Origin of the sequence: Halalkalibacter urbisdiaboli (assembly GCF_002156385.1) — a bacterium.
Classification (GTDB): Bacteria; Bacillota; Bacilli; order Bacillales; family Bacillaceae_D; genus Halalkalibacter_A; species Halalkalibacter_A urbisdiaboli.
Genome location: NZ_MVJM01000002.1, coordinates 1145392 through 1156813 on the forward strand (window position 1 = coordinate 1145392; position 11422 = coordinate 1156813).

General features: G+C 41.2%; 9 protein-coding genes and 1 pseudogene. 3 read left to right on the forward strand and 7 right to left on the reverse strand.

What is annotated here, in order from left to right; all coding sequences use genetic code 11:
- Window positions 1-212: 212 nt before the first annotated feature.
- From argS to speE, 5 genes are all read right to left on the reverse strand, one after another.
- The gene (argS, locus tag B1R93_RS13295) at window positions 213-1883 is read right to left on the reverse strand and encodes an arginine--tRNA ligase (protein WP_088104431.1); all 1671 of its coding nucleotides are present in this window, start codon (window positions 1881-1883) and stop codon (window positions 213-215) included.
- Window positions 1880-2323 (reverse strand): YwiB family protein, encoded by a 444-nt coding sequence (locus B1R93_RS13300; RefSeq protein ID WP_088104432.1) that lies wholly within the window; start codon window positions 2321-2323, stop codon window positions 1880-1882. Before B1R93_RS13300 ends, argS begins: the two co-directional genes overlap by 4 nt.
- A gap of 84 nt (window positions 2324-2407) precedes the next feature.
- On the reverse strand, window positions 2408-2947 hold the full coding sequence (locus B1R93_RS13305; RefSeq protein ID WP_088104433.1) for a phosphatase PAP2 family protein: 540 nt from the start codon (window positions 2945-2947) through the stop codon (window positions 2408-2410).
- A gap of 106 nt (window positions 2948-3053) precedes the next feature.
- The gene (speB, locus tag B1R93_RS13310; protein WP_088104434.1) at window positions 3054-3926 is read right to left on the reverse strand and encodes an agmatinase; all 873 of its coding nucleotides are present in this window, start codon (window positions 3924-3926) and stop codon (window positions 3054-3056) included.
- A gap of 147 nt (window positions 3927-4073) precedes the next feature.
- On the reverse strand, window positions 4074-4898 hold the full coding sequence (speE, locus tag B1R93_RS13315) for a spermidine synthase (RefSeq protein ID WP_088104435.1): 825 nt from the start codon (window positions 4896-4898) through the stop codon (window positions 4074-4076).
- Between the two features lie 305 nt (window positions 4899-5203).
- Here speE and B1R93_RS13320 point away from each other — a divergent pair, with 305 nt between their 5' ends.
- The 3 genes from B1R93_RS13320 (at window position 5204) to B1R93_RS13330 (ending at window position 9457) form a co-directional block, all read left to right on the forward strand.
- On the forward strand, window positions 5204-7282 hold the full coding sequence (locus tag B1R93_RS13320; RefSeq protein ID WP_088104436.1) for a transglycosylase domain-containing protein: 2079 nt from the start codon (window positions 5204-5206) through the stop codon (window positions 7280-7282).
- Between the two features lie 440 nt (window positions 7283-7722).
- The gene (locus B1R93_RS13325) at window positions 7723-8697 is read left to right on the forward strand and encodes an ABC transporter ATP-binding protein (protein ID WP_088104437.1); all 975 of its coding nucleotides are present in this window, start codon (window positions 7723-7725) and stop codon (window positions 8695-8697) included.
- Window positions 8684-9457, forward strand: coding sequence for an ABC transporter permease (locus B1R93_RS13330; protein WP_088104438.1), 774 nt, complete (start codon window positions 8684-8686; stop codon window positions 9455-9457). Before B1R93_RS13325 ends, B1R93_RS13330 begins: the two co-directional genes overlap by 14 nt.
- A 53-nt stretch (window positions 9458-9510) precedes the next feature.
- On the opposite strand, the gene odhB is transcribed toward B1R93_RS13330, so the two are convergent.
- Together odhB and B1R93_RS23450 are read right to left on the reverse strand one after the other, a co-directional pair.
- Complete coding sequence (odhB, locus tag B1R93_RS13335) at window positions 9511-10734, reverse strand: 2-oxoglutarate dehydrogenase complex dihydrolipoyllysine-residue succinyltransferase (protein ID WP_088104439.1); 1224 nt, start codon at window positions 10732-10734, stop codon at window positions 9511-9513.
- A 218-nt stretch (window positions 10735-10952) separates the two neighbouring features.
- Window positions 10953-11422 (reverse strand): annotated as a pseudogene (locus B1R93_RS23450) (transposase); the annotation flags it as partial.

The window sequence follows — 11422 nt, forward strand, 5'->3', positions numbered from 1 at the left end:
TCCTTTGCTATTACTATTCCTTTAACGGCTTATTACTATGCGGGTTCAGGCCGAATTAATTAGTGACAAACCAATTTAACGTTAAACAACACCCTTTATCCGCACACTTGAATAAATAAAGAGACGAAAAACCGAGGGCACTGAAAAAGGTGCTTTTCCCTTTTTCAATGCTCTAAACCTTTGTGTTTTCCGTCTCTTTAATGTGATTTGAATTACATTTTCTCTGGTGCCTCAACACCGACAAGGGTTAACGCATTTTTTATCGTAATTTGCGTTGCCTTCATTAACGCTAGGCGAGCCTTTGATTTCTGCTCATCTTCAGGGTCAATGACACGTTCGGCATTATAGAAGCTATGAAGCGTTGCCGCTAGATCATGAACATAGTTAGTAATACGATGCGGCATTTGCTTCTCTGCCGCCTCGGCAACCGCTGCCGGGAACTCACCAATTGCCTTTAACAGATCATATTCCTTTTCTGTCGAAACAGCTGACAAGTCCGTTGTGCCATCAAAGTGAAGACCTAACTCTTCGCCTTGGCGAAGCATACTACATACACGTGCATGTGCATATTGAACGTAATACACAGGGTTTTCATTTGATTTTGATACAGCTAAATCCATGTCGAAATCTAAATGTGAGTCCGCACTTCTCATCGCAAAGAAGTAACGTGTTGCGTCAATGCCTACCTCTTCCATTAAGTCGCGAAGTGTGACCGCCTTCCCCGTTCTCTTACTCATTTTCACCTTTTCTCCACCTTGGTATAGGCTGACCATTTGAATGATTTGCACATCCATTTGGTCGGCTGCATAGCCGAGCGCCTGAATCGCCGCTCTCATCCGCGGAATGTAGCCGTGGTGATCGGCACCCCAAATGTTAATAAGCTTGTCAAACCCGCGCTTCATTTTATCTTGGTGGTACGCAATATCCGGTGTTAAATATGTATAGCTACCATCATTTTTAATAAGAACACGGTCTTTGTCGTCTCCATAAGTCGTTGAACGGAACCATGTTGCCCCTTCTTCTTCAAACGTTTCACCCTTATCCTTTAACAGCTGCAACGTTTCTTCAACCTTCCCTGTTTCGTATAAGGACGTTTCAGAGTACCAGTTGTTAAATTCAACACGAAATTCCTGCAAATCATGCTTAATTTTATCAAGTTCCTTCTTAAGACCATATTCACGGAAAAACGCCAAACGCTCCTCTTCAGGAACATTCGTAAATTTATCGCCATGCTCTTCTGCCAGTGCTTTTCCAAATTCAATAATGTCCTGCCCGTGATAGCCATCCTCAGGCATGTCCTTGTCCTTTCCTAGCGCTTGAAAATAACGCGCTTCTAATGAAAGAGCTAGGTTATTAATCTGATTCCCTGCATCATTAATGTAATACTCACGCTCAACGTTAAAGCCTGCCTTTGCAAGAACATTACATAATGAGTCACCAACTGCTGCCCCACGTGCATGTCCAAGGTGAAGGTTTCCTGTTGGATTTGCGGAAACAAATTCAACCTGAAGCTTCTTCCCATTCCCTACATTCGTCTCACCATATTGCTGCCCAGCTTCTAGAACAGCCGGAATAATGTCACGTAAATACGCATTATTCATGAAGAAATTGATAAAGCCAGGTCCAGCAATTTCTACTTTTTCAATCGAAGCACGCTCACGATTCAACGCATTGACTAATTCTTCAGCGATTACTCGTGGTGCTTTTTTCGCTACTCTCGCTAGCTGCATCGCCATATTTGTTGCATAATCACCATGCGTTTTATCCTTTGGTGTTTCTAATACAACTTCGGGTAACGTCTCATCTGTCGCCAGTTCTGCAGATTTTACAGCTGCAATAATCTCATCCTTTAATTTCTGTTTTATTTGTTCTACACTGTTCATTTTGTTTTATCCTCCTCTAACGTTAAACGCACTTCATGCTGTCCCGCATTTTGCCCTTGTAACGAAAATGTATAACGAATTTGAATCCGGCCGCGCTGCTTACCGTTCGGCCACCGGACAAAGACCTTCTCCGTTTGTGCCGTCGTCTCCCAAGATGCTTCAGGGGTAACATAGCGACCGACTGTTTTTTTTCCTGCAATAAATGCTTGTCTCATTAAAATGACACCTTGGCGAATAAGCGTTAATTCCTGCCCATCCCATTTCATTGTCGTTTGTACAGTATCTTGCTCAGACAACGCCTCTTCAAAGCGTAAATAATCTTGACTTCCTTTATGATAAAGCTCCCCACGAGCGGTAAACTCATAGGATTCTGTATGATCGCCATGCTGTATGGTTGTCTGAAAAATCATTTTCAAGCTTCGTTTTATTGGTTTTTGCATACGGCTCGCACACCTTTCCCTTGTTCAAGTTTAGCGAGTTTGGCTAGTACTTGCAAGATTTCGATTGTTGTCAATCTCGTCCGCTTACATTTCCAATTGTTTGTTACTTCGATTGTTTCGACTGGAACTTCCTTTTTTAGAGATGGTTAAAACAAGATAGGTAATAAAAATCCCGATACAAAAGCCGACTATAATGTCAAATGGATAGTGATGTCCAACAAAAACCCTTGAAACCATAACAAACAACCCGAAACAAAGTGCGAGAAAAAACCATTCTTTTCTTGCAATTGTCCATATGAGGAAAACAAAGACACCACATATTAATGCTTGGTCACTTGGGAAGGAAGGGGATGGCGATCGCTCTATTAATAGAGTTACATCATAGTCGACAAAGGGTCTTGAACGTTCAATTGTTTCCTTTAGAAAGCGATTAATAAGTAGGGCACAGGCGAGAGCAAGTAAACCAAAAGCGCCCTTGCCCCTCGTTTGTTTACGAATCAATAAAGAAAGGATGATTGCGATCATAATAGAAAGGCCGTAGCTTGAACCAAACACAAAAACTGCATCAAGAAACGATGATTGACCTGCGAAATCATTAATGAGGCGAAACCATTGTAAATCCATAGCAAGCTCCTTATTTAACTACTGATTTTTACCATCTTAACATGAAAGGTTGCCCTAAAGGCGATTTGTAACCTTTTAAGACAACCTCATCTGTCGTTTAGCGATCTTACTTAACCCAGCCTAGTAAGATTTCACGGATAAATTTGCTTGCGGCAATTTGAGTTTGCTCAGAGTGATCATAAGCTGGAGCGACTTCAACTAAATCAGCTCCAATAACCTTTACATCCGATTCAGCAATCGCCACGATTGCTTCAAGTAATTCCTTTGATGTGATTCCACCGGCCTCTGCCGTACCAGTTCCTGGTGCGTGAGCGGGGTCAAGAACATCAATGTCAATCGTGACATAGACGTTACGTCCTGCAAGGGTCGGAAGGATTTCCTTTAATGGCTTTGCTACATCAAATTTCGCCATATACATGCCTGATTCCTTTGCGTATTGAAATTCTTCACGCATTCCCGAACGAATCCCAAAGGAGTATACATTTTCTGGACCAATCAATCCACATGCTTTACGAATCGGTGTTGAGTGAGAAAGCGGTTCTCCCTCGTACTCTTCACGTAAATCGGCATGGGCATCAATATGAATAATCGCCATATCGGCATATTTTTTATGCATCGCTTTAAAGATTGGCCATGATAAAAGATGCTCTCCACCTAATCCAATTGGAAACTTCCCATCAGCAATAAGCTTATCGAGGTATTCTTCTACCATATCTAAGCTACGCTCTGCATTTCCAAACGGTAGCGGAATGTCGCCTGCATCAAAGTAATGAACCTCTTCAAGATGCTTGTCCATATAAGGACTGTATTCCTCCAAACCAAGAGAGGCTTCACGAATACGGCTCGGGCCAAATCTAGAGCCTGGACGAAAGGAAACCGTCCAATCCATCGGCATACCATAAATAACCGCTTGTGCCTCTTCATAGCTTGGTTTACTCAAAATAAATACTTTTCCAGAGTAGGCTTCATCAAATCTCATTCATATTCCTCCTGCATTTTAAGCTGCTTTGCTGTTGTTTTGATTATATCGACACTGATGTGAGGCGGTCGGCTGCCGGCGCGAGGTGTCGCGCCTTTTAAACCCTCGAGCCTCCCGGTGGTCGGCTGCCGGCGCGAGGTGTCGCGCCTATACTAAGTCTGCTACGAATTTTGGTAGGGTGAATGCAGCTTTGTGTAGGTCTTTTGTGTAATAGTTTGTTTCGATTTCGTGGAAGCGGCTTTCTGGCACTTCTAGTGGATCGTGCTTTTTTGAGCCGATTGTAAATGTCCATAGACCACTTGGGTATGTCGGGACATTTGCCACATATAAACGAGTAATCGGGAAGATTTCTTTTACGTCGCGTTGGACGTTTGCAATTAAATCAGGCGTGAACCACGGATTATCTGATTGAGCGACGAAAATACCATCTTCTTTTAATGCTTTTGAAATCCCTTCATAGAAGCCTTTTTCAAAAAGCTTCACTGCCGGTCCAACAGGCTCAGTTGAATCAACCATGATCACATCATAAGCATTTTCTGCTTTTGCAATGTGCATAAACCCGTCATCTACTTGGACATCAACGCGTGCATCATCTAATGCACCTGCAATCGTCGGTAAGTATTTTTTTGAGTATTCAATTACCTTCCCATCGATTTCAACGAGCGTTGCTTTTTCAACAGAAGGATGCTTTAGTACTTCACGGATTACCCCGCCGTCACCACCACCAACGACAAGAACATGCTTTGGGTTAGGATGAGTGAATAGAGGAACATGAGCGACCATTTCGTGATAAACAAACTCGTCCTTTTCCGTAGTCATCACCATGCCATCGAGAATAAGCATGTTTCCGAACTCTTCCGTTTCAACAACATCCAATTGTTGGAATTCCGTTTTTTCCGTATGTAAAGTACGCTTAATTTTTGCTGTTATCCCGTAGCGCTCTGTTTGCTTTTCAGTAAACCATAATTCCATTAACGATCACCTCATTCTATTTTTCGTTGTGCATCATTAACAGGATGTTCAATTAAAGTCATCTTAACCCTTTAAAGACTTTATTTTTAGCACCTTTTTTTAGCTTGTCCTCTTAATCTATCCCTCTTTTTGACCTACATAAAACGGTCAATTCAAGATAACAAATGAAAGTATATATGAAAGAAAGAAAAAAGCAAGGAAAATTTGTCCAATCAAAATTTGATGTTTAAAAATCACCTTTTCTACCAATCCTATTTGTAAAAAGACAGATTCTATTTCAACGATTCTATGAAGAGGTGACAAACATGGAAGTCATCATTGATCGACGTACGAAACGACGAAGACGTTGGTTCCGACTCGTATTTCGTCTTATTTTATTATCTCTAGTACTTGCCGCAGGGGGAGCGGTCGCGTTACTTTCCTACACAAAAATGCAAGGTCCTCCTCCACTGAATGTTTCACAAACGACTGTATTTTATGGGGACGATGATTCAACGATAGGTGAAAGCCATCAAGGGCAAAATCGTTATTGGGTAGAGCTTTCTGAAATTTCCCCCTATGCTAAGAAAGCGACCGTTGCCATTGAAGACCGAAAGTTTTACCAGCACTTCGGCTTTGATCCGGTGAGAATTGGCGGCGCTGTGCTTGCAAATGTACGTAGCGGTCGGAAGTCACAAGGGGCCAGTACATTAACACAGCAATATGCACGGAACTTATACTTAAGTCATGATAAAACGTGGGCAAGAAAATGGAATGAACTTCTCTATTCCCTGCGTCTAGAAATGAATTACGAGAAGGACCAGATTTTAGAAGGATATTTAAATACCGTTTACTACGGTCACGGTGCTTACGGAATTGAAGCAGCCTCTGAGCATTTCTTTGGAAAGGATGCGAAAGAGTTAACACTAGCTGAAGCGAGTATGTTAGCCGGTATCCCAAAAGGGCCTAGCTATTATTCACCGTTATTTGATTATGACCGAGCCAAAAATCGTCAAGAGGTTGTTCTACAATCAATGGTAGAAAACGGAGCTATTACTCAAGTAGAAGCGGATGAAGCGAAGAATGAGGAGCTTACCTTCATTCGAAAGGAATCCCATCAATCAGCCGATATCGGTCCGTACTTTCAAGACATTGTAGAAAAACAACTAATAGAAGAGGTTGGGATTGATCAAGCATTATTAGAAGCTGGCGGGCTCCATATTTATACAACACTCGATCCAGACATGCAAAAGGAGGCGGAGCGTTGGGTTGAAGCGGAGATGCCTGGAGATTCCGAGCTGCAAACTGCTCTTGTGGCGATGAATCCTCGAAATGGTGATGTAAAGGCACTAATTGGTGGTAGAAACTATGGCGAGAGTCCATACAACCGAGCCACTCAAGCGAAGCGTTCACCAGGTTCCACCTTTAAGCCATTTTTATATTACGCTGCACTTGAAAATGGCTTTACACCGGCATCGACCTTTTTGAGCGAACCGACAACCTTTACATATGATGATGGACGCGCCGAATACGCACCTAGTAATTTTAATAACAATTATGCCAACGATTTTATTACGATGCTCCAAGCAATTGCATTCTCAGATAATATCTTTGCTGTAAAAACGCATCTCGTTCTAGGGACAGACAAACTAGTCGAGTTAGCGCAACGAGTAGGGGTTTCAAGTCCACTTAAAACTATTCCGTCACTCGCTCTTGGAACGCTACCTGTAAACGTGCTTGAAATGGTTCAAAGCTACAGTCCTTTTGCAAATGGCGGAAATCGTGTTGAGCCTAGATTTATTCGTAAAGTTGTTGACGCTAACGGAAATGTTTTATACGAAAGCAAGCCAAAGCTAGAAGCGGTTCTTGATCCAAAATTAACGTTTATCCTTACTGATATGATGACAGGCATGTTTGACCCTTATTTAAATGCACACACTTCGGTAACCGGGGGCTCCGTTGCTCACTTAATTAACCGTCCGGCTGCCGGCAAATCTGGTTCAACGTCAACAGATAGCTGGATGATTGGATATACCCCTCAGCTCGTGACAGGTGTGTGGGTCGGCTATGACCAAGGACAAACATTAAACCAAGCATCTGATGGCAAAATCGCCAAGCGAATTTGGGCAAATTTCACCGAGCATTCACTTAAGGATGATTTAAAATTAGCGTTCCACAAACCCGACGGTGTCGTTGGTGTCAAAGTCAACCCATCTAGCGGCTTACTAGCAACCGAAGCATGCCCTACACATCGTGTAATGTACTTCATCGAAGGAACCGAACCAACAAAAGCATGCCCGGACCCAGAAGTAGAAGGCGAAGAAGCCGAAACCGAAGCCATTGAAGAAGAAACCCACGAAAAAAAGAAAATCCTAGACAGACTCTTTGAATGGATTAGCCATTAATGACAATAGGCAAATTATAAGAAGCCTTACTATACAATGCGGTATAAATTCATGGATACAGCTTAGTTACGTTTAAAAATTGCCCAATAAAAAGCATTTTCGGCATTGGTTAATCCTACATATAAAAACATAAAGGTCTTTAATAATCATTTAGCCACAAACACACACTTATTAGGCCGCATGGGAAACCATGCGGCCTTTTTTTGAGCAAAACCTGCAGACTCAACCTTCTTAATCGGCAAATCCAAACGAGCTTTCAGCGAATTTTTCAGTTTATCAGCGATTTTTTGAATTTTATCAGCGATTTTTTCAGATTATCAGCGAAAAAGACGATCTTTATCCCTCCTATATTCCCTCAACTTTATTCCTTTTTATCCCAAAAGAGTAAGTTTAGTGGTAAACTAACAGAGCGACAAAATTTAAGTGAAAGGGCGAATGTTGTGGAAACAATTGTTGAGGTACGAGGGATTAGCAAAAGGTATCGAAAAAGAAAAACGAAAGAATGGGTTACGGCAGTTAATGATGTTTCGTTTAACGTTTACCGAGGAGAAGTACTTGGACTATTAGGCCCTAATGGAGCAGGCAAAACCTCTACGATTAAAATGATTTGTGGTTTGTTGCAAGCAGACACTGGCTCTATCCACATTAACAAATTAGACGTACACAAGAATCGACTTCAAGCCTTGAATCATATTAGTGCCGTTTTAGAAGGAAATCGAAATTTATACTGGCGATTAACGGTACGTGAAAACCTTGAATATTTCGCTGGAAATCGAGGCTTTTCTCGCAAACAAGTGCAAGAGCAAATAGTAAGATTACTAGAGCAATTTCACTTAAAAGAGAAGGAGAACGAACTAGTAAACGGGCTTTCGCGCGGGATGCAGCAAAAGCTGGCTATTGCCGTAGCTTTATTAGCTAATACAAAAGTGATATTACTCGATGAACCTACTTTAGGGTTAGATGTTGAAATTAGCCATGAGCTTCGTGAAATTTTAAAAGCTGTTGCAAAGGAAGAGCAGCGTACAATTATTATTAGCTCCCATGATATGCCCGTCGTACAAGAGCTTTGTGACCGAACGATCATCATTAATCAAGGAACAGTTGTAGTAGACGAAAAGCTCGAAAACTTACTTAAACTTTTTGAAACGAGTGCTTACTCGATTACATTAGGAGAACCCCTAAGTGTGATTCAACAACAGCAATTATCCTCTAGATTTCCACTCAGTCGATATACAGATACATTCCCGCACCCAGTCGTCGAAGTTAATTTTGAGCGTAGTAGTGAAATGTACGACCTGTTTGATATTTTTAGAGCGGAAGGAACCCTCGTCGAAAGCATTGATCGGATGACGATTGATTTTGAAAAAGTGTTTATGAAAATCGTAAAAGGAGAACAAACATATGAAGTTGTTTAACTTGTTTCGGGCGAATTTCAGGAAAGAATTTATTGAAATGAAACGCTATTTACCAAACACTTTGGCTTTGCTTTTTACTTGTTATATTATTTTTCTCGCTACCTTTTTCGGAATTATGTTTATCGGAGACCCTTCAAATTTTGAATCAAATGTTCAATATTCAATCCTGAGTGTCGTCTTCTGGAGCTTGACGATGATGACGATGAACTTTATGGGGTATCTGATTATTACGGAAGCTACTCGCGGTACATTGGAGCAGCTGTATATGTCTCCATTGGGCGTATGGAAAATTATGCTCGGTCGTATTATTAGCCAATTCACCTTGCAATCCTTGATGATGCTTATCTTACTTTATGCCGCGATGCTTACATCCGGTCAATGGTTAAATCTAAATCCTTTAACGACAATCCCGATTATCATCATGACGATTGCGAGCATGGTCGGTGTCAGTTTTATGATCGCTGGGTTAGCGATTATCGTCAAACAAATTCAAGCCTTTTTGCAGATTTTCCAATTTATTTTAATGGCACTCGTCTTTATTCCTCTATCAGCTGCCCCATTTTTAGTATTTGCTCCTTTTGTCAAAGGCGTGAATATGGTCAGAGAAGTCATGATGGAGAATCTAACGTTTACTGAAATTGCCTTAACCGATTATGGGATTTTAATACTTAATGCCGTCATTTATTTAATAGGAGGCTTGTTCGTCTTCAATTACTGTGAACGAATAGCAATGAAGAAAGGGTTGCTCGGACAGTATTAACATAGTCTTACATTCAAAAGGAGAAGGAAATTCCCCTCTCCTTAAGTTCTTGTTTAGCCTTCTAGAAGTAATGCTTCTGGATCCTCTAGCAATTGTTTCACTTTTACTAAAAAGCTAACTGCTTCCTTCCCGTCAACGATTCTGTGATCATATGAAAGAGCAATATACATCATCGGGCGATTTTCAATTTTCTCTTTATCAATTGCAACTGGTCGCCACTGAATGGTATGCATTCCTAAAATTCCAACCTGTGGTGCATTTAAAATCGGTGTGAGCCGAATACGCCTCCATTTGTAATTCGTAAAGGTGCCACCTTGAAAATCAGCAAGCGATATTTTATTGTCACGCGCTTTTTTCCCTAATTGACTGATACCACGTTCAATACCGGCAAAGCTAAGGCGGTCCACATCACGAAGAACAGGAACAACAAGTCCTTTGTCTGTCGAAACGGCACAGCCAATGTCATAATGCTTCTTTATAATTAACTTATCGCCATCAATTTCTGCATTTAACAAAGGAAATTCCTTTAAGGCGCTTACAACTGCCTTTGTAAAAAACGACATAAACCCGAGCTTTACGTTATTCTTCTCAACAAACGCTTCCTTACGACGCTGACGAACATCCATTACTGCTGTTAAATCGACTTCATTAAAGGTCGTTAGCGTCGCCGCTGTTTTCTGCGATTCAACTAGACGCTTGGCAATAGTTTGACGACGAGGAGACATTTTCACTCGCTCTACCTGCTTATGAGCTTGTTGTTGTGTTACTGGTTTTTGTGGTGCTTTTTCTAAAGATGGTTTATGTTCAAACGTCTCAACATCGTGCTTACGCAGTCTTCCTAATGAGTCTGGTGTTCGTACTTGGTTTAAGTCAATTCCATGCTCACGTGCATATTTGCGTGCTGCTGGTGAGGCAATTGGCTTAGCCCCTGTTTCCTTAGGTTGTTGATTAAATGGATGTTCTTCCGGTTTCAGCTCTTCATTCTTCTTTTCCTTTTCTACTTTTGATGATTGATTCGACTCTACCGTCTTCCCTTTTTCAGCGTATTCATCAATAACTGCGATAACCTCGCCAATCTCAACACTATCACCTTGTTCTCTTTTTATTTCTGTTAGGAAACCAGCATGTTCTGTGGTTATTTCGACGTTCATTTTATCTGTTTCAAGCTCAGCAATGTATTCACCCTGGTTTACATAGTCTCCAACCTGCTTTAACCATGCTGCAATCGTTCCCTCTTTAATGGACTCAGCAAGCTCCGGCACCTTAATTTCAATCACCACTATCGCCTCCTAAGCTTTTTCCGAACGATATTTTACCTAATTTTAGAGTAGGGTAGGGGTTACGAACAACTTAGATTTGTAAAGAAATTGGAATTTATGTAAAATATATATGGATAGAATTACATTAAGACCACCCTTGGCGTATAAGGGTGGTTTTTAGTTGAATTTAAGATATAAATTTAATTTAAAACAAAATAAAAAAGAGATTCTAACTATTAGAATCTCTCAGACCGTAGACAAAACGCCTTTGAGAAATGACTCTCAAAGGCGTTTTCGCGTATTTCCGTCTATTGTCTGTTGGTGACGCTGGAGGATGGGTGTTCCTCCAGTGCCAGTTGGCTAATTTTTTTAGGTTCATGGCAGCGAAAACAAGCATCGCCTGCATTGAGTTTTTTTCCAACCCTTTTAGGTTGGTCCAACGCATACCATGCTTTTGTTTGAGATCGGCAAAGACACGTTCAATCGTTTCTTTACGCTTGGCGTAAATCTCTTTATTTACCTCTGTGTGTCGTAAGTGTTCGGCTTCATCCAAAGCATCCTGCCAAATGTGTCGTAAAACCAACTTCTGCTGGTTTTTACTCTTGGTACATTGGTGTAAGACCGGACAAGCCTGACAAATGGATGAATCAGATATGTACTCCCGATAGCCTTCTCGGTTCGTAGTCCTATATGGTAGAATCTGATT